This is a genomic window from Pseudaquabacterium terrae, from assembly GCF_013266755.1.
Classification (GTDB): Bacteria; Pseudomonadota; Gammaproteobacteria; order Burkholderiales; family Burkholderiaceae_C; genus Pseudaquabacterium; species Pseudaquabacterium terrae.
Map to the genome: position 1 here is coordinate 48,185 of NZ_JABRWJ010000010.1, position 24,526 is coordinate 72,710.

Here is a 24,526-nt window from a genome sequence, read left to right on the forward strand (position 1 = left end):
ACTACATCTAGCGCACAAGGCGCCAATCGCAATGAACCCCACTGACCTCCCGACCCGCGTCATCAAGGGCGACGGCACACCGCAGCAGCACCGCGCGGTCGACGTCGAGGCGTCGATGAACGAGTACCTGCAGCAGCGGGACTGGCGCGTCAACGCCAACGCGAACCAGGGCTACTCGCTCGGCGGCCTGATCCTCAACGTGTCCGGCAAGGTCACCGCGAACTACTGGCTCGACCACGTCTACCCGCCCGAAATCGGCCAGGCCCACCGCGATGCCGACTTCCACATCCACGACCTCGACATGCTGAGCGGCTACTGCGCCGGCTGGTCCTTGCGCACGCTGCTGCACGAAGGCCTGAACGGCGTGCCGGGCAAGGTGGAAGCGGGGCCGCCGAAGCACTTGTCGAGCGCCGTCGGGCAGATCGTCAACTTCCTCGGCACGCTGCAGAACGAGTGGGCCGGTGCGCAGGCCTTCTCGTCCTTCGACACCTACCTCGCGCCGTTCGTGCGCAAGGATGCGCTCGACTACCGCCAGGTGCGCCAGTGCATCCAGGAGCTGGTCTACAACCTCAACGTGCCCTCGCGCTGGGGCACGCAGACGCCGTTCACCAACCTGACTTTCGACTGGGTGTGCCCCGAAGACCTGCGCGAGCAGGTGCCGGTGATCGGCGGCGTCGAGATGCCGTTCAGCTATGGCGAGCTGCAGGCCGAGATGGACCTGATCAACCGCGCCTACATCGACGTGATGACGGCCGGCGATGCGAAGGGCCGGGTGTTCACGTTCCCGATCCCGACCTACAACATCACGAAGGACTTCGACTGGCACGGGGCCAACGCCGACGCGCTGTTCGAGATGACCGCGCGCTACGGGCTGCCGTACTTCCAGAACTTCGTCAATTCCGAGCTGCAGCCGAACATGGTGCGCTCGATGTGCTGCCGGCTGCAGCTGGACGTGCGCGAGCTCCTGAAGCGCGGCAACGGCCTGTTCGGCTCGGCGGAGCAGACCGGCTCGCTCGGCGTCGTCACGGTCAACTGCGCGCGGCTGGGCCACCTGCACGCCGGCGACGAGCCTGCGCTGCTGCAGCGGCTGGACCGGCTGCTCGAGCTCGGCAAGCAGAGCCTCGAGATCAAGCGCAAGGTGATCCAGCGCCACATGGACGCGGGGCTGTTCCCGTACACCAGGCGCTACCTCGGCACGCTGCGCAACCACTTCTCGACGCTGGGCGTCAACGGCCTCAACGAGATGGTGCGCAACTTCACGCGCGACGAGCACGACATCACGAGCGAATTCGGCCATGCCTTCGCCGTTCGCCTGCTCGACCGCATCCGCCAGCGCATGCGCGATTTCCAGGAAGAGACCGGCCACCTGTACAACCTGGAGGCCACGCCGGCCGAGGGTACGACCTACCGTTTCGCGAAGGAGGACCGGCGGCGCTTCGCCGGCATCCTGCAGGCCGGCACGCCCGAGCAGCCGTACTACACCAACTCGAGCCAGCTGCCGGTCGGCTTCACCGACGACCCGTTCGAGGCGCTCGAGCGCCAGGACGAGCTGCAGCGCAAGTACACCGGCGGCACGGTGCTGCACCTGTACATGAGCGAGCCGCTGAGCAGCGCCGACGCCTGCCGCCGCCTCGTGCAGCGTGCGCTGTCGCGGTTCCGGCTGCCGTACATCACCGTCACGCCGACCTTCTCGATCTGCCCGACCCACGGCTACCTGAGCGGCAAGCACGAGTTCTGTCCCCGATGCGACGAGGAACGCCTCGCGCGCAAGCAACAACGCGCGGCGGCCTGACCCCTTCCACTTCAACCGGAGCTTTCGACCCCATGAACACCACGCTCGACACGCCGAACACCGTCACGACCACCGCGTCCATCGCGCTCGACGACGACGAACGCCAGCGCTGCGAGGTCTGGACGCGCGTGATGGGCTATCACCGGCCCGTCTCGTCCTTCAACACCGGCAAGAAGGGCGAGTTCAACGAACGGCGCTGCTTCGAGGAGCGGCGCTGCGATGGCGAGTCGGCAGCCGCCTGAGCCGCGGCCCGCGCAGCTGAAGGTCGGCGGGCTGACGCCGTTCACGAGCATCGACTATCCAGGCAAGCTGTCGGCGGTGGTCTTTGTCCAGGGTTGCCCGTGGCGCTGCGTGTATTGCCATAACCCGCATCTGCAGCGGCGCGAAGGGGGTGACGAGGGCCGGTCATGGCCCGACGTCCTCGGGCTGCTGAAACGCCGCGTCGGACTGGTCGACGCCGTCGTCTTCAGCGGCGGCGAGCCGACCATCGATCCGCAGCTCGGCACGGCGATGGCCGATGTGCGGGCACTGGGCTTCAGCGTTGGCCTGCACACCGCGGGCATCTATCCGCGGCGACTGGCGGAGGTGCTGGATCGGGTCGACTGGATCGGCTTCGACGTGAAGGCGCCTTTGTCCGAGGCGGCACTGCATGACGGCATCGCCAGCGTCGCGGGCAGCTCGAAGGCCGTGGCGGAGAGTCTGTCGATGGTGCTGCGCAGCGGCGTCGAGCTGGAGTGCCGGACGACGGCGCATCCGGGCGTGCTCTCGGAAGCTGATCTGCTGGTGCTCGCGCAGCAGCTGGCAGCGCTCGGCGTGCGTCGTTATGCGCTTCAGATCGCGCGGGCGGTTCCCGGCAGCCCGCATCGGCCCGAGCCGACAACCGCTGCATACCCGTCGACGGACACCCTCTCAGGGCTCCAGCGCGCGTTTGCGCACTTCAGCGTGCGGCGCAGCTGATGCTGCGTGGCGATCAGGACATCGCCGTCAGCAAGACCGCCTGCAGAATGAATCGCCGCGCGTCCGCCGCGCAGAGGCCGCCTTCGAGACGCGTCGCCAGGCCTGCGAGCGGATGATGCGGCGAACCGATGCCGTCGAAGACCGGCACGCCGGCCGACTGCGCGACCTGGCGGACGACATCGGCCGGGGTCCCGGCGATGTCCACCGCGTCGTACAGCAGCCCGAGCATGCGCGCCGTGTCCGCGATGTCCGCCGCCGAGCTGGCCGATGTCAGGCTGGGGCGAACATGCGCCACCTGGGCGCCCAGCGCGGTCGCCGCCTGCCGCAGCAGCCGGGCGTCGGCATCGTCGGGCCGGGCGCTGACGAGCCCGATGTTCTTGCCCCGCAGAACCGGAGCGAGCGGACCGTGCTTCGCTGCACGCACCAGTTCGTTCGCCCGGGCCAGGACCACACTCAGGTCGGCGGCGGAGAGGGTCCTCTCTGCAGCCGAAGTGGCGGGCTGGGCGATGGCGTCCATGGCGGGGTCCTGCGCGGGCTTTCGTTTCACGGAGCAAGGCTATCGGTGCGAACCGGCCGCGCTGTTGATGGTCGTCAAAGCAGCGGTGACGTCGAGCGGCCTCAGACGAAGTGCATCGTCTCGCCCTTGGCGGACAGCGCGAGGAACGCGTCCACCGCGCCGCTGCGAACGCGCTCGACCATCGTCGTCAGCGCACCCTCGACGGCACGCGGGGCCGGTGGCGCACCATCCCGGCCGCCCAGACCGGCGGCGAACACGACGGTCCAAGGGGGGCCGACATCGCGCGATTCGGCCACCAGCGCATCGAACGTGGTCAGCTCATCCAGCGACTTCTCGACGCACATCAGCGGTGTCAGCTCGCCGCCGACACCGGCCTCGAAGCGGGCGCGCTGCTCGGCCGTGGCATCGGGCGGCAGCTCGGCACGGGCGAAGACGAACAGCAGCACCTGCGGATCGGGCTGCGCGCGGGCGGCCGACAGCAACTGCTCGAAGGGGGTGGGATCGCTCATCTGGGGATCGTCGCTGCAGCAGCGCCGCCGCGGCTTGCGCTGCATCATGCGCGGGACCGGCGTTTCGCCGCGGCCGCGAGCTGGGCGCCTACGAGCAGCAGCATTCGCAGCCGCAGCCGTCCGCCCGGGTCGGCTTGATGCGCATGATGCGCACGCGCCAGGCCTGCGGGCCGCGCTGGAGGGTGTCCCAGCCGAAGCCGCCCGGGTGGCGCTCCTGGAACTGGTGGAAGAGCGTTTCCGGGTCCTGCTCGATGACCAGCTCCATCGTCTGGCCGGACTCGAGCAGCCGGTAGGTATTGAAGACCAGCGCGTGCCGGTCGCGCACGGGGATCTCGCGCAGGTCGATCTTGGTTCCGTAGGTGGCGAGGGCCATGAGGGAGGGCTCCAGTCGAAGGGTGGTGTGAAGTCGGGGACAACCCGGATGGTGAGAACCGCTGCCTTCTCGCGCATTGAGGGCGCGCAAGGAGTCGTCAGATGCCGGCCGGCGGGGGCTCGGCGGCAGGCATTCGTGTCCCACAGCGGACAGGGGCGGCGCGGCTCGTCCGGCGACGATGGCCGCATGGACTTCACGCATTCCCCTCGCGCCCTCGAGCTCAGGCAGCGGCTGCGGCGCTTCATGGACGACCTGGTGATTCCGTCGTTGCCGGACTGGCAGCGCTACGCGGACGAGGGCGTCTATCCGCTCGACGTGCTCGAGCCCCTGAAGCAGCAGGCGCGCGAAGCGGGCTTGTGGAACCTGTTCCTGCCATCGCTGCGCGAGGACCAGCCCGGCACGCGAACGAGCCATCTCGACTACGCGCCGCTCGCCGAAGTGATGGGCCGCCTGCCGTGGGCGGCCGAGGTCTTCAACTGCAATGCGCCGGACTCGGGGAACATCGAGCTGCTGCAGCTGTTCGCCTCACCCGAGCAGCGCACGCGCTGGCTGCAGCCGCTGCTCGACGGCACGATGCGCTCCTGCTTTGCGATGAGCGAGCCCGACGTCGGTTCCTCGGACCCGAGCCAGATCGCCACGACGATGCGCGTCGACGGCGATGAGCTGCTGATCAACGGACGCAAATGGTTCACGACCGGCGCCGCCCACCCGCTGTGCCAGGTCGCGCTGGTGATGGTCCTCGACCTGACGGTGCCCGACGGCAGCGGCCGCCACGGCCGGCACTCGATCGTCGCGGTGCCGATGGATGCGGCGGGCCTGGTGGTCGAGCGCAACATTCCGGTGATGGACCACCAGGCCCTCGAAGGGCACTGCGAGCTGGTGTTCAGGAACGTGCGCGTGCCGAAGAGCCATCTGCTGGGCGACCACGGGGGCGGCTTCGCGATGGCGCAGGCACGCCTCGGACCCGGTCGCGTGCACCACGCGATGCGCAGCATCGGGCAGTGCGAGCTGGCGCTGGAGCTGATGTGCGAACGCGCGCTCGAGCGCCGCGCCTTCGGCTGCCGCGTCGGCGACTTCGCCAACGTCCAGGACTGGATCGCGCACTCACGCCTGGAGATCGACCAGGCGCGGCTGCTCGTGCTTCACGCCGCCTGGCGCCTCGACAGCGAAGGGCTGGCCGCGTCGCGCATCGATGTTGCGGCGATCAAGGTGGTCACCGCACAACTGCAGACGCGGGTCGTCGACCGCGCGATGCAGGTCTTCGGCGCGATGGGGCTGACGCCGGACACGCCGCTGGCGCGGATGTGGAGCTGGGGCCGGGCGCTGCGCTTCATGGATGGGCCCGACGAAGTGCATCTGCGTTCCGTTGCCAGGCACGAGCTGCAGCGTGCGAAGGGGCGGGCTCCAGCCGGCGGCGCAGCGCCTTGATCGGCAGCGCGAGCTTCAGCAGCGCCAGGCCGAAGAGCAGCGTGCACCACCACAGCGTGTTGATCAGCAGCAGCACGGAGGCGATCACGCCGCGCATCAGCGGCAGCACATTCATCGTCATGGCCACAGCGGCCCGATGGCGTCGATCGTGTTCTTCAGCACCAGCGCCATTTCGGTGTCGCCCTCCATCACGAGCTGGCGTTCGAAGAACAGCCGGTCGGCATCGTCCTGGGCGGCCAGCAGGCGCCAGAACGCCGGCGCGGCGGCTGCAATCCGCAGCGCCGCGGGCTGCGCGGTGGAGCAGACGCTGAATCCGCGGCGGCCGAGCTCGAGCTTGAGCGTCAGGCCGAGGTCGGTGACGTCGACGGCCACCACCTTGTTGGAGAGCGCCTCGCGCGCGTCGGAAGGCAGTTTCGGCAGCAGCAGCCGATCGAGTGCCGTCGCCAGCAGCAACGCCGGCGGATGCATCGGCAGGCGCGCCAGCACCGGGCGCAGTCGCGCGGCGAGTTCGAAGCCGAGCGGCAGGCGCGCAATCATGGCCGCTGCACCCGCTCGATGCCGGCGCGCGCGGCGGCGAAGCCGTTGACCAGGCCGCCCGGCGGCGCGAGCGCATTCAAGGCCAGCAAGGCCTCGTCGGCATTGCCGCCGCGGTTCATCACCCGCTCGAAGGCCTCGACGGCCTCGATGAAGTGCTGCGATGTCGGCGACAGCCGCAGCCGCGACACGCCCGCCGCGAGCAACTCCGTGCGTTCGGTGATCAGGCACTGCAGCCCGGCCGACTGGGTCTGGATGCCGTTCAGCACCAGGAAGGGCCGGCCATCGGCGGTCGACAGCAGCAGCCCGTCGTCGTCGTCGCGGCAGCGGAACTCGCACTGGTCCTTGCTCAGCCGATGGTGCCGCGCGGTGAAGCAGCGCGCCGAGAAGGCCAGCGGCAAACGGCCGTAGGCGAAGACCTCGGTCGGCAGCGTGCGCTCGTCGGCATGCACGCCGGCGACCGCCGCCAGCGACAGCTCGACCGGTGCGACCCAGCGCACAGCCCCCAGACGAACGTATTCGCGCAGCGCCGGCTTGCTGTAAACATTGATGTGCGGGCCGAGGATGAAGGAGGCCTTCATCTCGACCAGCACGTTCAGCGCCGATGCGTCACCGGCCTCGACGATGAACTCGGGCTCTTCCGCAATGCGCCGCAGCACGCGGACATCGGCCTCCGATTCGATCAGGACTTGCGTCGCGATGATCACTTCCTTGCCGGTGGCACGCAGGTCGCGGGCGAGCGCGAGCCAGTCCGGGGTCTTCATCTCGTGCCGGCGCGAGCACACGACCTCGCCGAGCACGATCGAATCGACGCTCGATTCGGCCACGCGCGCATAGAAGCTCAACAATTCCGACCGCGACCAGTGGTACTGGACCGGGCCGACCGTGAGCTGGAAATCGCGGACCGGCGGGCCCGCCTGGTGGGTCTTCATCGCCATGGCCGGTCGTAGGCTCCGAGCGTGTGTTGTTGACCCTCGGCCAGGTGGGCGAGGGTCGTCGTCCATGCGGGCTCGACGCGAAAGCGCCGCCCGTCCGCGGCCGCGGAGTCGATGGCCTGGCGCCAGACCCGCGTGACCTGCTCGACGTAGGCCGGGCTGCGCTGGCGGCCCTCGATCTTGATCGCCTTCACGCCGATGCGGATCAGTTCGGGCAGGATGGCCAGCGTGTTCAGGCTGGTCGGCTCCTCGAGCGCATAGTCGCGCGCGCCGTCGACATCGAAGCGGCCTTTGCACAACGTCGGGTAGCCGCGCGCTTCGGTCGGCGCATAGCGGTCGATCAGCAGCCCATTGAGGCGGGCTTCGACGCCCTCCGCGCTCTCGGTCCAGCGCACCGCCGACGGCGGCGAGCAGACGCCGGCGTTGTTCGGCGACTGGCCGGTCGCATAGGACGATAGCGCGCAGCGGCCTTCGACCATCACGCACAGGCTGCCGAAGCCGACGACCTCGATGTCGACCGGCGTCTGCTCGAGCACCTTGGCCACCTGCGACAAGGTGAGCACGCGCGGCAGCACCGCGCGCTGGATGCCGTAGTGGCGCTGGTAGAACGCGATGGCCTCGTGGCTGGTCGCGGAGGCCTGCACCGACAGGTGCAGCCGCAGGCCCGGGTGGTTGTCGCGTGCATAGGCCATCACCGCGATGTCGGCGACGATCAGCGCGTCGGCGCCCAGCTCGACGGCTGCATCGACGGCGCGGGTCCAGGTATCGACCTGGCGCGCGTCGGCATAGGTGTTCAGCGCCATCAGCACCTGGCGGCCGCGGGCGTGTGCATAGGCGATGCCTTCGCGCAACTGGGCGTCGTCGAAATTCAGACCGGCGAAATTGCGCGCATTGGTCGCATTGCGCAGGCCGAGGTAAACGGCGTCGGCGCCGGCGTCGATGGCCAGCTTCAGGGCGCGCAGCGAACCGGCGGGGCACACCAGCTCGGGCGCTCGTGGACTTTGCATGTGAGGTTGTGTTTGTCGTTGAAGCGGAGGGAAGTCAGCCCGGTCGGCCATCCGGGCGGGGCGTGCCGTACCAGTGGCCGTAGCGGGCGCCCCAGGCCAGGCAGACGCCGGCCCAGCCGACCGCCGCGGCGGCGATCAGCGCGACGCTCCAGGCGGCGGAAGCCTCGCGCAGCACTGCGGCCACCAGGCGCGCGACGATGGCCAGCTGCAGCACCCAGAACAGCCGCCAGACGAAGTCGTCGGCGGCCAGCGTGCGGCCGCCGTGGCCGCAGCTGACGCGGGTGACCATCGCGAACATCGTCGAGCCGAGGAAGCCCATCGTGTAGGCGTGCAGCGGCGCGAGCCCGAGCAAGGCCGGTGCGCCGCCGGCAGCAGCCACCGCGTGCGACACGCCGCTCAGCAGCAGGCCGATGCCGAGCCAGGTGAAGCCGAGGTGCAGCATCGCCAGCAGCCGCACGCGCAGGCTCTGCACCAGGCCCCAGCGCACAGCAAGCGCAAGCAGGCCGATGCCGGTCAGCCCCTCGGCGGCGGCGCGGCCGATCTGCAGGCTGTGCGGCGCAATGGTCGCGACGGCATCGAGGGCCGCAAACGCCGCCTCGAGCGCGAACACCGCGACGAAGCACCACAGCAGCCACAGCGGCCGCCAGGCGTCCAGCGACGGCACCGCGGCGGCCGAGAAGAACGGAATCATCCGGTGCGCCACCGTCGCGAACACCAGCCCGACGAAGCCCCACAGCGCTGCGTGCGTGGCGCCGTGGACCAGCGGGGGGTCGCCCATTGCGACGCCGGCCGCGGCGACGGCCAGCGCGATCAGACCGAACACGCAGCCGACGGCCACGACGGTCGGGTGCACGCGATCGGCCACTCTGCTGGCCGCCCACATCGAGAGGTAGCGTCGGATCACGCCGGCCCAGCCGAACACGACCGCGCCGAGGCCGATCGCACCCACCGACTGGCCGAAGACCGGATCGCGCCCGTGGATCGCGAGCATGAAGACCATCCAGCCGACGACCTGCGCCGCCAGCGGCGCGAGCAGGTCCCTGGCCGCAGCGGCCGGCCGCCCCAGCCACTTCGGGCCCGCGGTGAACAGAAAGCCGATGAAGTACAGCGGCATGAAGCCGAAGGTCATCAGCAGGCTGTGGGCGGTGGCCGGGGCCATGGCCCAGTGCATGGCGACCCCTTCGCCGCCGGCCAGGTTCACCATCGCCCACCACAGGCTGATGAGCATCAGCATCCAGGTCGCGGCGGCGAACGCCAGGCGATGCGGCGCGTCGAACAGCCGGTTGAAGCGCCAGCCGGTGTCAGGGCGCATGGCAGAGCAACTGCGGCTCAGGCGCCACCGCGACGGCATCGCCGCCGAGCAAACGCATCAGCAGCTCGCGCACGCTGCGGATCTGCGCGCCGAAGGGCAGCGCGCCGCGGCCGGTGAAGAACAGGCCGCGCTTGACGTCGCCCTTCAGCGCGGCGGCCAGTTGCTGGTCGATGCAGAACTGCCCCCAGCCGACCTTGCCGTCGCGCAGGCCGCATTGCGCGAGGCAGTCGAAGGCCTTGGTGCAACGCTGCTTGACCTGCGCGACGGCCTGCAGCCGCGGCTCGGCGCGCAGGTAGGCCTTCAGCCACGGCGTCGCGACCGCCCGCGCCGGCAGGCCGGCGACGCTGACGAACTCGATCTTGTCCTCTTCGCGCGCCTCGGCGAGCACGCGCTTGAACTCCGGGTGCGCATCGCACTCGGTGGTCACCGCGAACGGCGTGCCCAGCTGCACCGCCGAGGCGCCGAGCGCGACGACGCGCTTCACGTCGTCGAAACTGCGGATGCCGCCGGCCGCGATGATCGGCGTGTGCTTCTCGATGCCGGCCGCGCGCAGCACCGCGAGCGTCTCCGGAATCACGCGCTCGAACTCGAAGCGCGGGTCGTTCAGGTCCTCGACGCGCGCTGCGCCCAGATGACCACCGGCCAGGCGCGGATGCTCGAGCACCACGGCGTCGGGCATGCGCTTCTTGCGTTCCCATTTGCGCAGCACCAGTTGCACGCCGCGCGCATCCGACAGGATCGGCACCAGCGCGGTTGTCGGGTGGTCGGACGCCAGGTCCGGCAGGTCCAGCGGCAGCCCCGCGCCGACGACGATCGCGTCGATGCCGGCTTGCAGCGAGCGCTTGACGTAGGCGACATAGTCGCTGACGGCGCGCATCACGTTCATCGCCAGCAAGCCGCGGCCCTGCGACAGCCGGCGCGCCGCATGCACCTCCCGCTCCAGCGCCTCCAGGTTGGCCGCATCGATCGCGGCCTTCGCGGCGGGTCCGACGCCGAGGCCACGCGTGCGCTCCATCAGGTCGGGATGGTGCCGTCGCAGGTCCACCGACGACAGCGTGCCGACCGCCCCTTCAGCCGCGACACTGCCGGCCAGGCGATGCGCGGACACGCCCACGCCCATGCCGCCCTGCAGGATCGGCAGCAGCGTGCGGCCGCACAGCAACAGGGGTTTGAGGCCACTGCGCTCGAGCAGGGTCGCGAGGTCGGGGGGGATCACGGATGAGTCGCTCGATCGGGAGGATCGAGGGACTCTAGGGGTGTGGGGGCGCGGTGTCCCTGATGCAGGTCAAGGCCGGGTGGGGGGCTCATGGCGTTGACGTGTGCCGGCCGACTGTTGAGTTTGGCGCGCGTTGTCGACGAATCGAATTGGGCTGACGCACTGCTGGAAGGTGGTGTGCGAGCGGCAGGTCGTGAGCGTCACGTCGCAGCTCGCTCCTTCAGCTTCTGACATGCGGAAGAAGTTGCGCGATGTGTTGCGGAGCAGAAGTACCCAACCGGCCAGGCAACGGCTTCGATCAGCTTTGCGATGAAGGTGAGTGCGCGCGGCCCTCATTGAATCACCCGGTCTGCGCGCTTGAGCACCTCTGGCGGAATCGTCACGCCAATCTCGCGAGCTATGCTTAAGTTGACGACAAGTTCTTGGCGTATGACAACCTCAACCGGCAGGTCGGCTGGCTTTGCCCCTTTGAGAATCCTGTCCACGTAGGTCGCCATGCGCCGCGACACCTCGACGAGACTGGTTCCAAACTCGATCAGCCCTCCTGCGCCTGACGAGGAAAACAATGTAGGCAGCCGATGCTTCGCTGCCATCTCGGCAATGCGTCTGCGATGAATGGCGGTAGCGGGCTGTGCCAGTACCAGGAGAGCACCAGCGCTCTCTTTCCTGATGGCCTGGAAAACGTCCTCCAGATCGGGGCTGGCCCCAGCGATCTTGAGGCTCTGTGGCTGTAGACCCAATGCGCGCGCCTGCTCTTCATGGCCCTGCGAGTCCCGAAGCGCCTGGTCCCCGAGGAGAGCCACGCGTGCCAACCCAGGCAACACCTCCTTCAGCAGTTCGAGCTTCTTCCTGGCCTCCTGCGGGTCAAAGGTGGTGAGTCCGGTCAGGTTGCCGCCAGGCCGCTCCAGACTCGCGACCAAACCATTCGCAACGGGATCGATGACCACTTCGAAGACGACGGGAATCGTCGTCGTTGCACTCTTCGCCGCCCGGACTGCCACCGCACCGACTCCGACAATGATGTCCACCCGGAGACGGACCATTTCGGCTGCCAAGGCGGGAAGCTGGTCGAGCTGCCCTCCCGCCCAGCGCGTTTCGATGATGACGTCGCGGCCGTCGACGTAGCCGTGTGCGGCAAGGCTCTGACGGAATGTCTGCAACAAGGGATCGGGCGCCGCGAGCGTGGGAGCGGGGCCAGCGCCGAGAAACCCGAGCGTGATCTTTTCGGACTGCTGGGCCACTGCCACGACAGGCAGGAGGATCGTTCCGGCGACCAGGATCCTGAGCATGATCTCTCTGTGCTTCATCGCTCCACTCCTCTATGTCCTCTGCTTGACGCGCCGCCGCCCGGGGGTCTAACGCCTAATGTGCATTGACAGACACCGAGGCGCCCAGCCGCAGGCTCCGGGCGCTCATGTGTCAACCGGTCGCAACGAGGCCGCAGCTTACGCCGCCCGGCGCGCGACCGTCCAGACGCAACCGGCCTCAGCCACCCGCCAGCACCACCCCCGGCCCGAACGCCTCATCAATCTCATTGAAGACCGCCGAGTCCCCATTCAGCGCGAACGGCCCGTCCCCACTGTGCTCGGCTTCGGATGCCGGCACGAACGCACCGCGCTTCAAGTCGAAGACGTGCACCTCGCCGTCTTCGATCAGTGCCAGCCGTGCAGCGCGAGCTCGCCGCGCTCGACGCGCCGGCGCACCATCGGATAGTCCATCAGCCGTTCCAGCTGCAGCACGATGGCGCGCTGTTCGGTGCGGCACAGTGATTCGGGCGTCGGGCAGACGGGCAGGGCGGCTTCGCGTGCCAGATCGAACCAGGCGCCCAGGTTCACGGCCTCGGAGGACAGGTCTTCGTACAGCGCCTTGATCGCGCCGCAGTGGCTGTGGCCGCAGACGACGATGTGCTTGACGTGCAGGTTCAGCACCGCGACTTCGATCGCGGCATTCGTGACGAAGAGGGATGGATCTAGATCAGGCGTCGGCGGCTTCGAACTGAGCTACCGCAACGCTTCGCGGCTTTGCGACAGACTTGCGCAGCGCTTTGATCCGTTCGATTTCGTGCATCGTTTGCGCAGTGAAATACGATTCGCCGCAACTCGGGCAGGACCACATCGGAATTCGCTCGACGACCAGCAGGTCCGATCCCTTGCCATAACTGCGTGTGACGTACTTCAACTGGACTTTGGTGCCGCCGCAGAAGGTGCAGGTGGTCTCAACTGACGTAGATGGTGATGACAATGAGCTTGCCGCTCGGGCCGACCTTGGCGACGACTTCGCCGGCTGCGCCTTCGAGCGTGACGCCTTGGATGATGTACTTGGTTTCGCGGGTCGTGCGGTCGCGCTGACGCTCGATGATTTGACCCGTGAGGATGATGTTCTCGAGGTCGAGGATGGTGAGGTTGTCATCTTCAAGTTCGTCCGCGGCGTGAGTTGAAACGACGTAGCTGAGCGTACGAATCAGATGGCGAAGCTGGGCGATCGACACCTGGGTCATGGCCTAGTGTAGCGACCCTGCGGTCGGCGCTGTTCTCCCCGACGCCTGGCGAATGGCACCTCTGCGAGGACGGATCGATCAGCCGCCAGATGCTTGATTTACGTGCCTGCGCCGCCCGCCAGCACCACCCCCGGCCCGAACGCCTCATCAATCTCATTGAAGACCGCCGAGTCCCCATTCAGCGCGAACGGACCATCCCCACTGTGCTCGGCTTCGGAGGCCGGCACGAACGCGCCGCGCTTCAGGTCGAAGACATGCACCTCGCCGTCCTCGATCACGTAATGCCAGCCGTGCAGCGCGAGCTCGCCGCGCTCGACGCGGCGGCGCACCATCGGGTAGTCCATCAGCCGTTCCAGCTGCAGCACGATGGCGCGCTGTTCGGTGCGGCGCAGTGATTCGGGCGTCGGGCAGACGGGCAGGGCGGCTTCGCGGGCCAGCTCGAGCCAGGCGCCCAGGTTCACGGCCTCGGGGGACAGGTCCTCGTACAGCGCCTTCATCGCGCCGCAGTGGCTGTGGCCGCAGACGACGATGTGCTTGACGTGCAGGTTCAGCACGGCGAATTCGATCGCGGCGGCGGTGCCGTGCATGCCGCCATCCGCGGTCCCGCAGCATGGCGGGACCAGTGCACCGACATTGCGCACGATGAACAGCTCGCCCGGTCCGGCGCCGGTCAGCAGGTAGGGTACGAGGCGCGAATCGGAGCAGCCGATGAAGAGGGTCGTCGGATGCTGGCCGTGTTCGACCAGATCCTGGAAGTGCAGGCGGTGTTCGGGAAAGGTGTCGGTGTGGAAGCGCCGCAGTCGCGTCAGCAGCAGGTCGTCCATGGTCGCCGGCTATTGCACCAGCGGGCTGTCCGCGGCCTGCAGGTCGACGCCGTCGATCCTCGACTGGCCGGCGAGCAGCTGCAGGTACTGGCGCAAGGCATTCGCCCAGGCCTGCTGGCGCAGCGTGGCTGCGATGCTGCGCTCCACCTCCTCGAAGCCCGCCTGCACGCCGGTCTCGCGTTGGCTGACCTCGACGATGTGGAAGCCGAAGCGGCTGTGCACCAGGCGCGGCAGGATGCCCACCGTCTGCTGGCCGAAGACCTCGCGCGCGAACTCGCTCACGCAGTCGTCGCGCGTCACCCAGCCGAGATCGCCGCCGTCGGCGCCGGTGGGGCAGTTCGACCAGCGCTTCGCGAGGGTCCGAAAGACGTCGCTGTCCGGGTCGGCACAGCGCAGCTCGAGCAGCAGGGCTTCGGCGCGTTTGCGCAATGCGTTGACGTCGATGCCTTCGGTGACCGCGACCAGCACGTGCCGCAGCCGCAGCCGCTCGCCGCGCGCAAAGCGGGCCGGGTTGGCGTCGAAGATGCGGCGGCAGGCCGCTTCGGTCGGCTCGGGGACCACCAGGGCCTGCTCGAGCAGCGACTCGATCGCGTGCTCGGTGGTTCCCGTCAGTCCGCGGCGCGTGGCTTCCTGGCGCAGCAGCTCGGTGCACGCGCGTTGCCGCAACGCATCGGGGGACAGGCGCTCGCCGGGCTCGTGCAGCGCCACGCCGTTGACCGTGGCGATGGCGGCCGCTGGCGCTTCGATGTCGAGGACGTCGGGCATGGTGACACTCCTTCAGGCTTGCGCGCGCTGGCCGACGGCCTGCTGCGCGCGGGGCGGCGTCGCGCTGGACGCCGACGGGATCGGCGCCCCGTGTCCGGCGATATGACGCTGCGGCGCGAGGTGGCCCTGCGGCAGGTTCAGCCGCCGGCTGCGCACCATCTGGTACGGGCGGAAGACGTAGGCCAGCGTGCCGAAGCCGCTCCACACATGCACCAGCCGCGTGAAGGGGAAGACCAGGAAGAGGCTCATGCCGAGCACCATGTGGGCCTTGAACACCCAGCCGGCATCGGCCAGCAGCTCGACGCCGCCGGCGCGGAAGGTCACGATGCGCTGCGCCCATTCGGCCAGCTTCATCATCATGCCGCCGTCCAGGTGGCTCGCCGACAGCGGGATCGTCGCCAGGCCGAGCGCGAACTGCGCCCACAGCAGCAGCAGCAGCACGATGTCGCTGGTCTTCGACGTGGCGCGGATGCGCGGGTCGGTGAGGCGCCGGTGCAGCAGGATGCTCAGACCCACGAAGCCGAGCACGCCGAAGAGGCCGCCGGAGATCATCGCCACCAGCTGTTTCGTGCCGGCGCCGATGAAGGGCTCGTACACGACGTGCGGCGTCAGCATGCCGACGGTGTGCCCGACCATCAGGAACAGGATGCCGACATGGAAGAGGTTGCTGCCCCAGCGCAGGCTGCCGGAACGCAGCAGCTGCGACGAGTCGCTCTTCCAGGTGTACTGGTCGCGGTCGAAGCGGATCAGGCTGCCGAGTAAAAAGATGGTCAGGCAGATGTACGGGTAGACGCCGAACAGCAGCGTATCGAGCCAGGGCGTGGCGGCGTTCATGCCGATGCTCCTTGCGAAGTGGTGGTATTGGCCTTCGTCGAACGGACGATCTGGATCGGTTGCGGCGTTCCGGGACTGGCCTGGCCGCGCGAGCTGCAGCCGTCGAAGGCCGGGGGCTCGGCCCAGGCCTGGTCCATGTCCTCGTCGGGTACCACCGGCACCGCCTGCACCTTCTGGCCGGCCAGCTCCAGCACCGCGGCGATCACCGACGCGTACGGGTTCTCGCGCTCGCGCAGCGCGCTGAACACGGCGTTCAGGATGTGCGCCATCTCGCCGAGGAACTCGCGCGCCACGCGCTCGGGCTGGGTCGATGCGAACTCCAGCACCACCGACAGGTGATCGGGCAGCTCGTCGCCGCCGAGCAGCAGGCCGGCGCGCTCGTACATCTGCCCGAGGTCGACCATCGCCGGGCCGCGATCGCGCGAGTCGCCGTGCACATGCTCGAAGACGTGCAGCGAGGTCGCGCGCCCGCGGTCGAAGGTGTCGACGAAGCGCGATTCGGCCTCGAACGGGTCCATCGCCTGCAGCTGGCGCAGCAGCGCGTCGAGCTCGGCCAGGCGCGGCCTCGGCAGGCCGCCTTCGGCCGCCAGCGCGGCGCGCAGATCGGGGATGGCGGCGCGGAAGTCGGCGTCGGGATAACGCAGCAGCGCGGCCAGCACGCGTTTCGTCAGTCGCTTGGCATTGCTCATCGTGCGCTCCTTACACCGTCGCCTTGATCGGAATCGTGCGGCGCTTCTTGCCGCCGAACAGCGACGTCTCGCCGGCACCGTCCGAGCAGCCGTTGCCGAACGAGAAACCGCAGCCGCCGCGCAGATCGAAGGCATCCTCGGCGTACTCGCGGTGCGTCGACGGGATCACGAAGCGGTCCTCGTAGTTGGCGATGGCCATGATCTGGTACATGTCCTCGACCTGGTCGACGGTCAGGCCGCTCTGCTTCAGAGCGGCGAGGTTCTCGGTGCCCTCCACGTGCTTCGAGCGTTGGAACGCGCGCATCGCGAGCATGCGTTCAAGCGCCCGGATGACGGGCTGCGTGTCGCCGGCGGTCAGCAGGTTGGCCAGGTACTGCACCGGGATGCGCAGGCTCGAGACATCCGGGATCTCGCCATTGATGCCGACGTGGCCGGCATTGGCCGCCGCGGTGATCGGCGACAGCGGCGGGATGTACCAGACCATCGGCAGCGTGCGGTACTCGGGGTGCAGCGGCAGGGCGACCTTCCAGTCCATCGCCATCTTCCACACCGGGCTCTTGCGGGCCGCGGCGAGCCAGGCTTCCGGAATGCCGTCGGCGCGCGCCTGCTCGATGACCTTCGGGTCGTTCGGGTCGAGGAAGATGTCGCACTGCGCCTGGTACAGGTCGCGGTCGCGTTCGGTGCTCGCCGCCTGCTGGATCCGATCGGCGTCGTAGAGCAGCACGCCGAGGTAGCGGATGCGGCCGACGCAGGTTTCCGAGCACACGGTCGGCTGGCCCGCTTCGATGCGCGGGTAGCAGAAGATGCACTTCTCGGCCTTGCCGGTCTGCCAGTTGTAGTAGATCTTCTTGTACGGGCAGCCCGACACGCACATGCGCCAGCCGCGGCACTTGTCCTGGTCGATCAGGACGATGCCGTCCTCTTCGCGCTTGTAGATCGAGCCCGACGGGCACGATGCGACGCAGGCCGGATTCAGGCAGTGCTCGCACAGGCGCGGCAGGTACATCATGAAGGTGTTCTCGAACTCGCCGTACATGTCCTTTTGGACATCATCGAAGTTCTTGTCCTTCGAGCGCTTCGAGAATTCACCGCCCAGGATCTCTTCCCAGTTCGGGCCCCATTCGATCTTCTCCATCCGCTTGCCGGTGATCAGGCTGCGCGGGCGCGCCGTGGGCGAGGCCTTCGATTCCGGGGCCGACTGCAGGTGGTCGTAGTCGAAGGTGAAGGGCTCGTAGTAGTCGTCGATCTGCGGCAGGTTCGGATTCGCGAAGATGCGCATCAGCAGCTTCCACTTGCCGCCCTGCTTGGGTTCGATCGAGCCGTCGGCGTTGCGGATCCAGCCGCCGTTCCACTTGTCCTGGTTCTCCCAATCCTTCGGGTAGCCGATGCCGGGCTTGGTCTCGACGTTGTTGAACCAGGCGTACTCCATGCCGGGCCGGTTGGTCCACACGTTCTTGCAGGTGACCGAGCAGGTGTGGCAGCCGATGCACTTGTCGAGGTTCAGCACCATGCCGATCTGGGCGCGGACTTTCATGCTTGCTCTCCAGGGTGATTGGCCCCCAAGACGCCTGCGGCGTCGGCCCCCCGAGGGGGCGCGTCCGCCTTGGGGCGGCCCGGCGGCGGACTGCTTTCACCGTCGAGCCAATCGATCTTGCGCATCTTGCGCACCACCACGAACTCGTCGCGGTTGGTGCCGATCGTTCCGTAGTAGTTGAAGCCGTAGCTCAGCTGCGCGTAGCCGCCGATCATGTGGGTCGGCTTGGTCACGATGCGAGTCACCGAGTTGTGGATGCCGCCGCGCTGGCCGGTGATCTCCGAGCCGGGCGTGTTGATGATCTTTTCCTGCGCGTGGTACATCAGCGTCATGCCCTTGTTGACACGCTGGCTCACCACCGCGCGCGCGGCGATCGCGCCGTTGGCATTGAAGAGCTCGATCCAGTCGTTGTCGACGATGCCGGCTTCCTTCGCGTCGTCCTCCGACAGCCACACCACCGGGCCGCCCCGATTGAGCGTCAGCATCATCAGGTTGTCGCTGTAGGTCGAGTGGATGCCCCACTTCTGGTGCGGCGTGATGAAGTTGAGCGCGATCTCCTTGTGGCCGTTGGACTTGATGTCCTTCGCACCGAGGATCGCCTTCATGTCCACCGGCGGCCGATAACTCGTGAACTCCTCGCCGAAGGCGCGCATCCACTTGTGGTCCTGGTAGAACTGCTGGCGACCGGTGAGGGTGCGCCAGGGAATCAGCTCGTGCACGTTGGTGTAGCCGGCGTTGTACGAGACCTTCTCGCTCTCCAGCCCGCTCCAGGTCGGCGACGAGATGATCTTGCGCGGCTGCGCCTGAACGTCGCGGAAGCGGATCTTCTCGTCCTCGCGGTGCAGCGCCAGGTGCGCATGCTCGCGGCCGGTGATCTTCGACAGCGCTTCCCAGGCCTTCACCGCGACGTGGCCGTTGGTCTCCGGCGCGAGCATCAGGATGACCTCGGTCGCATCGATGTCGGTGTCGATCTTGGGCATGCCCTTGGTCGGGCCGGCCTCATGCACCTTGCCGTTGAGCTCGGCGAGCTGGCGCACCTCGTCGACCGTGTTCCACCCGATGCCCTTGCCGCCGTTGCCGATCTTCTCGAGCAGCGGCCCGAGCGCGGTGAAGCGGGCATAGGTGGCGGGGTAGTCGCGTTCGACGACGGTGAATTGCGGTCCGGTCTTGCCGGGAATCAGGTCGACCTCGCCGCGTTTCCAGTCGTGCACGTCGAGCGCCTGCGCGAGCTCGGCCGGCGTGTCGTGCATCAGGGGGGTCATCACCACTTCCTTCTCGACGCCGAGGTGGCCGACGCAGAGCTCGCTGAAGGCCTTCGCGAAGCCCTTGTAGATCTCCCAGTCGCTGCGCGCCTGCCAGGCCGGGTCCACCGCGCAGGACAGCGGGTGGATGAACGGATGCATGTCGCTCGTGTTGAGGTCGTTCTTCTCGTACCAGGTGGCGGTCGGCAGCACGATGTCGGAGTACAGGCAGGTCGTGCTCATGCGGAAGTCCAGCGTCACCAGCAGGTCGAGCTTGCCTTCGGGAGCCTGGTCGTGCCAGCGCACTTCCTGCGGCTTCGCGTCGCCCGGTCCGAGGTCCTTGCCTTGGACGCCGTGCGAGGTGCCGAGCAGGTGCTTCAGGAAATACTCGTGGCCCTTGCCCGACGAGCCGAGGATGTTCGAGCGCCACACGAACATGTTGCGCGGCCAGTTGTCCGGGTGATCGGGGTCCTCGCAGCTCAGCTGCAGCGAACCGTCCTTCAGGCTGTCGACGACGTGGCGCACCGTGTCCTTGCCGTGACTGGCGGCCGCCTTCACGACGTCCAGCGAGTTGGTCTTGAACTGCGGGTACGACGGCAGCCAGCCCATGCGCTCGGCGCGCACGTTGTAGTCGATCAGGCTGCCGCCGAATTCGCTCTTGTCGGCCAGCGGCGAGAGCACCTCGTCGACGCCGAGCCGTTCGTAGCGCCACTGGTCGGTGTGGCTGTAGAAGAAGCTGGTGGAATTCTGCTGGCGCGGCGGGCGCACCCAGTCGAGCGCGAAGGCCAGCGCGGTCCAGCCGGTCTGCGGGCGCAGCTTTTCCTGGCCCACATAGTGCGCCCAGCCGCCGCCGGACTGGCCGATGCAGCCGCACAGCATCAGCATGTTGATGATGCCGCGGTAGTTCATGTCGCAGTGGTACCAGTGGTTCATCGCCGCGCCGATGATGACCATCGACTTGCCGTGCGTCTTGTCGGCGTTGTCGGCGAACTGGCGTGCCACGGTGAGCACCTGCTGGCGCGGCACGCCGGTGATGTGCTCGGCCCAGGCCGGCGTGTACGGCACGTTCTCGTCGTAGCTCTTGGCACCGTCGCCGAAGCCGCGGTCGATGCCGTAGTGCGCGGCCATCAGGTCGAAGACGGTCGCGACGATCACGGGGTGGTCTTCACCGGGCTCCTTGCACAGGTTGATGCGCTGCACCGGCACCTTGCGCACCAGCACGTCGCCGCCCTGGGCATTGGCCGTGAAGTGCGGCGTCTCGATGCCGGCGAAATACGGGAACGCGGTGTCGGCGAGCTCGTGCTCGGCACCCTCGGTGGCCGACAGGCGCAGCGTCACGTCGCGGGCATTGCGCGCTTCCTTGTTCTCGAGGTTCCACTTGCCGGCGTCGTCGCGGTCCTTCGCGCCCCAGCGGAAGCCGATCGAGCCGTTCGGCAGCACGACCTTGCCGTCCTGGTCGATGGCGACCGTCTTCCATTCCGGGTTGTTGTCCTGGCCGAGGCGGCCATGGAAGTCGCTGGCCCGCAGGTAACGCTTGCTGGCGAGCACCTTGCGGCCGTCGGCCAGCGTCTTCTCCTCCAGCAGCACCAGCATCGGCAGGTCGGTCAGGCGCCGCGCATAGTCGTCAAAGTAAGTGCTGCGCTTGTCGAAGTAGAACTCCTTGAGGATCACGTGGCCCATGGCCATCGCGAGTGCCGCGTCGGTGCCCTGCTTCGGGTGCATCCACAGGTCGGCGAGCTTGCTGACCTCGGCGTAGTCGGGCGTCACCGCGACGGTCTTCGCGCCCTTGTAGCGAACCTCGGTGAAGAAGTGGGCGTCGGGCGTGCGCGTCTGGGGCACGTTGGAGCCCCAGGCGATGATGAAGGTCGAGTTGTACCAGTCGGCCGATTCCGGCACGTCGGTCTGCTCGCCCCAGGTCTGCGGGCTCGACGACGGCAGGTCGCAGTACCAGTCGTAGAAGCTCATGCAGACGCCGCCGATCAGCGACAGGTAGCGCGAGCCGGCCGCGTAGCTGACCATGCTCATCGCCGGAATCGGCGAGAAGCCGATGATGCGGTCGGGGCCGTGCTTCTTGGCGGTGTAGATGTTGGCCGACGCGATGATCTGGTTGACCTCGTCCCAGGTCGAGCGCACGAAGCCGCCGAGGCCGCGCTGCCGGGTCCATTCGTCGCGCGCACCCTGGTTCTCGACGATGCTGGCCCACGCGTCGACCGGGCTCCTGGCCACCGCCAGCGCGGCGCGCCAGTGCTTCAGGAGCCGGCCGCGCACCATCGGGTACTTCACGCGGTTGGCGCTGTACAGGTACCACGAGTACGACGCGCCGCGGGCGCAGCCGCGCGGCTCGTGGTTTGGCAGGTCGGGGCGCGTGCGCGGGTAGTCGGTCTGCTGCGTCTCCCAGGTGACGATGCCGCCCTTGACGTAGACCTTCCACGAGCACGAGCCGGTGCAGTTGGTGCCGTGCGTGCTGCGCACGATCTTGTCGTGCTGCCAGCGGCTGCGGTAGGCGTCCTCCCAGGTGCGGTCTTCGCCGGTGACCACGCCGTGGCCGTCGGAGAAGTCCTCCCTCGGCTGCGAGAAGTGGGTCAGTCGGTCGAGGAAGTGGCTCATCGAGGGCTCCTGGAAGGCAAGGGGGCTCGGATCGCTGCGCAGTGTGTGGAGCGCGCAGCAATGCCGTGCGAATCGGGGGTGTGGGCGCGTAACGTTGCGTGAATGGCGTGTGTCATTTCGGTATCGGCACGATCAGCATGCGATCAGCACGCGATCAGCACGGCGAGGGCGCATTGCGGCGCGCGTAGTACCACCAGGTGATCGCAATGCACACCAGGTAGAAGGAGAAGAAGACGTAGAGCGCGGCCTCCGGGCCACCGGTCATCGCGATCGACGTGCCGTAGCTCTTCGGGATGAAGAAGCCGCCGTAGGCCGCCATCGCGCCGGTGAAGCCCAGCGTCGCGGCACCTTCGGTGTTGCCTTCGCGCGTGGCCTGCGCCACGGCCTGTGCGTTCGACGGGTCGACATCGCGCAGCTTCAGGTTCAGGAAGATCACCGGGATCATCCGGAAGGTCGAGCCATTGCCGATGCCGGTGGTCATGAAGAGCACCAGGAACATCAGGAAGAAGCCGGTGAAGTTGCCGCCCTGGCCACCCGTTGGCAGGAAGGTCACGACGCCGAGCACCGCGAGCGCCATCACGACGAAGTTCCACAGCGTCACGCGGGCGCCGCCGAACTTGTCGGCCAGCCAGCCGCCGAAGGGGCGGATCACCGCGCCGACCAGGGGCCCAAGCCACGCATAGGCCAGCGGATTGACGCCCGGGAACTGGCTCTTGATCAGCAGCGGGAAGCCGGCGGCATAGCCGATGAACGAGCCGAAGGTGCCGAGGTACAGCACGCACATCAGCCAGTTGTCCTTGCGGCCGAAGATCGTGGCCTGCGTGGCGAACGAGGCCTTCGCGTCGGCGATGTCGTTCATGCCGAACCAGGCGATGACGGACGCGAGCAGGATCCACGGCACCCAGATGAAGGCCGCGTTCTGCGTCCACACCTGCAGCTGCTGGTTGTTCTTGATGATGGTCTGCGCATCGCCGCCGAACACGCCGAAGATGCCGGCCGTGACCACCAGCGGGCTCAGGAACTGGACCACTGAGACGCCGAGGTTGCCCAGGCCCGCGTTCACGCCAAGCGCCGAGCCCTTGCGCTCCTTCGGGAAGAAGAAGCTGATGTTGGCCATGCTCGAGCTGAAGTTGCCGCCGCCCAGGCCGCACAGCAGCGCGAGCATCAGCATCGTCGGGTAGCTCGTCGTGTTGTCCTGCACCGCGAAGCCGATGCCGATGGCGGGGATCAGCAGAGTCGCCGTCGAGATCGCGGTCCAGCGCCGGCCGCCGACCAGCGGCACGATGAACGAGTAGAAGATGCGCAGCGTCGCGCCCGACAGCGCGGGTGCCGCGGCCAGCCAGAACAGCTGGTTCGTCGAGTACTTGAAGCCCAGCGCCGGCAGGCCGACGGCGACCACGCTCCAGACCTGCCAGATGGCGAAGGCCAGGAACAGCGCGGGCACCGAGATCCACAGATTGAGCTTGGCGATGGCCTCGCCTTCGCGGGTCCAGAAGGCCTTGTCCTCCGGGGTCCAGATGTGCAGGACGCGGCCGGGCTTCGCGGGTCGTGCCGCGTGGGTGACGCTTGTCATGTTGATTCCTTCTTTCGCGTCAGGCGCGAACAGGTGTTGCCGCGAGGGACATCGGGTCGCCCAGCAGCGGTGCGCGGCGCACTTCGGTGAAGTACATCCAGATCAGCGAGACCCAGACCACGCCGTACATCAGCATGAAGGCCGACGAGCGCACGGCGGTCAGGTCGAGCAGCGCGCCGAACAGGATCGGCAGCACGAAGCCGCCCAGGCCGCCGGCCAGGCCGACGATGCCGCTGATGGCGCCGATGTTCTTCGGGTAGTCGTCGCTGATGTACTTGAAGACGCTGGCCTTGCCGAAGGCCCAGGCGATGCCGAGGATGAACATCAGGCCGGTGAAGCCGTAGACGTTCAGGCCGATGTGGAAGGTCGTCACGCCGTGGATGGTCTGCACGGTCAGGCTGGTCTGCGGATACGACAGCAGGAACAGGCAGATCCAGCTGACCCACATGACCCACCAGGTGATCGAATGCGCGCCGTACTTGTCCGCCAGCCAGCCACCGACCGCGCGCAGCACGCCGCCCGGCAGCGAGAAGCAGGCGGCCAGCAGCGCGGCGATGCGCACGTCGAGCCCGTATTCGCCGACGTAGTACTGCACCATCCACAGCGACAGCGCGACGTAGCCGCCGAACACGATGCTGTAGTACTGGCAGTACTTCAGCACCTTCGGGTCCTTCAGCGCCTTCAGCTGGTCGCTGAACTTCAGCGTGCTCGGCGCCAGGTGCGCGGGGTCACTGGCGCTGAACATCCAGAACAGCGCCAGCACACCCAGCATCACCGCGGCGTAGACCTGCGGCACCACCGCCCAGCCGAACGCGACCATCAGCACCGGTGCGATGAACTTGTTGACCGCGGCGCCGGAGTTGCCCGCGCCGTAGACCCCCATCGCGAAGCCTTGTTGGTTCTTCGGGAACCAGCGCGCGACATACGGCGTGCCGACCGAGAAGCTGCCGCCGGCCAGGCCGACGAACAGGCCGATGACCAGGAAGTGCCAGTACGCGGTCGCGTAGGCCATCAGGTAGATGGCCGGAATCGTCGCGGCCATCAGCGCGGCCATGACGATGCGCCCGCCGAAGCGGTCGGTCCAGATGCCCAGCGGCACGCGGATCAGCGAACCCGTGAGCACCGGCATCGCGGTGAGCAGCCCGAACTGGGTGGCGTTGAGGTTCAGTGCCTTCTTGATCGGGATGCCGATGACGCCGAACATCATCCAGACCATGAAGCAGGCCGTGAAGGCCAGCGTGCTGACGATCAGCACCGACAGGCGTTTGCTGCGGGTGCCCGACGAAGGTAACGAGGCCGGAACGGCGGTGGCGGTGGCGATGGCCATGGTGGCTCCTTGGATACGTGGACTGTCGGCCGGATGCGCCCGCGGCAACATCCAC

General features: G+C 67.9%; 22 protein-coding genes and 2 pseudogenes. 4 read left to right on the forward strand and 20 right to left on the reverse strand.

Annotated elements, in window-relative coordinates; genetic code table 11:
• Positions 1-31 precede the first annotated feature (31 nt).
• From HLB44_RS28760 to HLB44_RS28770, 3 genes are read left to right on the forward strand one after another with little or no spacing between them, the layout of a single operon-like run.
• Positions 32-1,792 carry a ribonucleoside triphosphate reductase gene (locus tag HLB44_RS28760; protein ID WP_173131303.1) on the forward strand — a complete coding sequence of 587 codons (1,761 nt, stop codon included), beginning with the start codon at positions 32-34 and terminating at the stop codon, positions 1,790-1,792.
• 32 nt (positions 1,793-1,824) lie between these two features.
• Entirely contained in the window at positions 1,825-2,034 is a 210-nt protein-coding gene (gene nrdD / locus HLB44_RS37995; RefSeq protein ID WP_173131305.1) for an anaerobic ribonucleoside-triphosphate reductase, read from the forward strand.
• Positions 2,012-2,749, forward strand: a complete 738-nt coding sequence (locus HLB44_RS28770) for an anaerobic ribonucleoside-triphosphate reductase activating protein (RefSeq protein ID WP_173131307.1) — start codon at positions 2,012-2,014, stop codon at positions 2,747-2,749. The genes nrdD and HLB44_RS28770 overlap by 23 nt, the downstream gene beginning before the upstream one ends.
• Before the next feature lie 13 nt (positions 2,750-2,762).
• Here the strand turns inward: HLB44_RS28770 and HLB44_RS28775 are convergent, their stop codons facing one another.
• From HLB44_RS28775 to HLB44_RS28785, 3 genes are all read right to left on the reverse strand, one after another.
• The gene (locus HLB44_RS28775; protein WP_173131309.1) at positions 2,763-3,266 is read right to left on the reverse strand and encodes a Rossmann-fold NAD(P)-binding domain-containing protein; all 504 of its coding nucleotides are present in this window, start codon (positions 3,264-3,266) and stop codon (positions 2,763-2,765) included.
• A gap of 101 nt (positions 3,267-3,367) precedes the next feature.
• Positions 3,368-3,775, reverse strand: a complete 408-nt coding sequence (locus tag HLB44_RS28780) for a ribonucleotide reductase subunit alpha (protein ID WP_173131311.1) — start codon at positions 3,773-3,775, stop codon at positions 3,368-3,370.
• 88 nt (positions 3,776-3,863) lie between these two features.
• On the reverse strand, positions 3,864-4,148 hold the full coding sequence (locus HLB44_RS28785) for a DUF2249 domain-containing protein (protein WP_173131313.1): 285 nt from the start codon (positions 4,146-4,148) through the stop codon (positions 3,864-3,866).
• Positions 4,149-4,334: 186 nt separating this feature from the next.
• Here HLB44_RS28785 and HLB44_RS28790 point away from each other — a divergent pair, with 186 nt between their 5' ends.
• On the forward strand, positions 4,335-5,576 hold the full coding sequence (locus HLB44_RS28790; RefSeq protein WP_173131900.1) for an acyl-CoA dehydrogenase family protein: 1,242 nt from the start codon (positions 4,335-4,337) through the stop codon (positions 5,574-5,576).
• Positions 5,577-5,693: 117 nt separating this feature from the next.
• Here HLB44_RS28790 and ubiT read toward each other — a convergent pair whose 3' ends face one another.
• From ubiT to HLB44_RS28875, 17 genes and pseudogenes are all read right to left on the reverse strand, one after another.
• Positions 5,694-6,113, reverse strand: a complete 420-nt coding sequence (gene ubiT, locus HLB44_RS28795; protein ID WP_173131317.1) for a ubiquinone anaerobic biosynthesis accessory factor UbiT — start codon at positions 6,111-6,113, stop codon at positions 5,694-5,696.
• On the reverse strand, positions 6,110-7,042 hold the full coding sequence (locus tag HLB44_RS28800; protein ID WP_173131320.1) for a U32 family peptidase: 933 nt from the start codon (positions 7,040-7,042) through the stop codon (positions 6,110-6,112). Before HLB44_RS28800 ends, ubiT begins: the two co-directional genes overlap by 4 nt.
• Entirely contained in the window at positions 7,039-8,052 is a 1,014-nt protein-coding gene (gene ubiU, locus HLB44_RS28805) for a ubiquinone anaerobic biosynthesis protein UbiU (RefSeq protein ID WP_173131321.1), read from the reverse strand. Before ubiU ends, HLB44_RS28800 begins: the two co-directional genes overlap by 4 nt.
• Before the next feature lie 34 nt (positions 8,053-8,086).
• On the reverse strand, positions 8,087-9,364 hold the full coding sequence (locus HLB44_RS28810; RefSeq protein WP_173131323.1) for an NnrS family protein: 1,278 nt from the start codon (positions 9,362-9,364) through the stop codon (positions 8,087-8,089).
• Positions 9,354-10,580, reverse strand: a complete 1,227-nt coding sequence (locus HLB44_RS28815; protein ID WP_425500875.1) for an NAD(P)H-dependent flavin oxidoreductase — start codon at positions 10,578-10,580, stop codon at positions 9,354-9,356. Before HLB44_RS28815 ends, HLB44_RS28810 begins: the two co-directional genes overlap by 11 nt.
• Before the next feature lie 332 nt (positions 10,581-10,912).
• Positions 10,913-11,887, reverse strand: a complete 975-nt coding sequence (locus tag HLB44_RS28820; protein WP_173131326.1) for an ABC transporter substrate-binding protein — start codon at positions 11,885-11,887, stop codon at positions 10,913-10,915.
• A 178-nt stretch (positions 11,888-12,065) separates the two neighbouring features.
• Positions 12,066-12,532: pseudogene (locus HLB44_RS28825) on the reverse strand (carbonic anhydrase); the annotation flags it as partial.
• 133 nt (positions 12,533-12,665) lie between these two features.
• Positions 12,666-12,821, reverse strand: a pseudogene (locus HLB44_RS38395) (YgiT-type zinc finger protein); the annotation flags it as partial.
• Positions 12,796-13,077 carry a DUF4258 domain-containing protein gene (locus tag HLB44_RS28835; protein ID WP_173131330.1) on the reverse strand — a complete coding sequence of 94 codons (282 nt, stop codon included), beginning with the start codon at positions 13,075-13,077 and terminating at the stop codon, positions 12,796-12,798. The gene HLB44_RS28835 and the pseudogene HLB44_RS38395, both read right to left, overlap by 26 nt.
• 98 nt (positions 13,078-13,175) lie before the next feature.
• Entirely contained in the window at positions 13,176-13,901 is a 726-nt protein-coding gene (locus HLB44_RS28840; RefSeq protein ID WP_173131333.1) for a carbonic anhydrase, read from the reverse strand.
• Positions 13,902-13,910: 9 nt separating this feature from the next.
• Positions 13,911-14,666, reverse strand: a complete 756-nt coding sequence (locus HLB44_RS28845; RefSeq protein ID WP_173131336.1) for a peptidylprolyl isomerase — start codon at positions 14,664-14,666, stop codon at positions 13,911-13,913.
• Positions 14,667-14,678: 12 nt separating this feature from the next.
• On the reverse strand, positions 14,679-15,500 hold the full coding sequence (gene narI / locus HLB44_RS28850; RefSeq protein WP_173131338.1) for a respiratory nitrate reductase subunit gamma: 822 nt from the start codon (positions 15,498-15,500) through the stop codon (positions 14,679-14,681).
• Entirely contained in the window at positions 15,497-16,189 is a 693-nt protein-coding gene (gene narJ / locus HLB44_RS28855; RefSeq protein WP_173131341.1) for a nitrate reductase molybdenum cofactor assembly chaperone, read from the reverse strand. The genes narI and narJ overlap by 4 nt, the downstream gene beginning before the upstream one ends.
• A 10-nt stretch (positions 16,190-16,199) precedes the next feature.
• Entirely contained in the window at positions 16,200-17,723 is a 1,524-nt protein-coding gene (gene narH, locus HLB44_RS28860; protein WP_173131344.1) for a nitrate reductase subunit beta, read from the reverse strand.
• A complete protein-coding gene (locus HLB44_RS28865) occupies positions 17,720-21,571 on the reverse strand; it encodes a nitrate reductase subunit alpha (protein WP_173131347.1) in 3,852 nt (1,283 codons plus the stop codon). The genes narH and HLB44_RS28865 overlap by 4 nt, the downstream gene beginning before the upstream one ends.
• Positions 21,572-21,725: 154 nt before the next feature.
• Positions 21,726-23,144, reverse strand: a complete 1,419-nt coding sequence (locus tag HLB44_RS28870; RefSeq protein WP_173131350.1) for a NarK family nitrate/nitrite MFS transporter — start codon at positions 23,142-23,144, stop codon at positions 21,726-21,728.
• Between the two features lie 19 nt (positions 23,145-23,163).
• A complete protein-coding gene (locus HLB44_RS28875) occupies positions 23,164-24,471 on the reverse strand; it encodes an MFS transporter (RefSeq protein ID WP_173131353.1) in 1,308 nt (435 codons plus the stop codon).
• Positions 24,472-24,526: the final 55 nt, after the last annotated feature.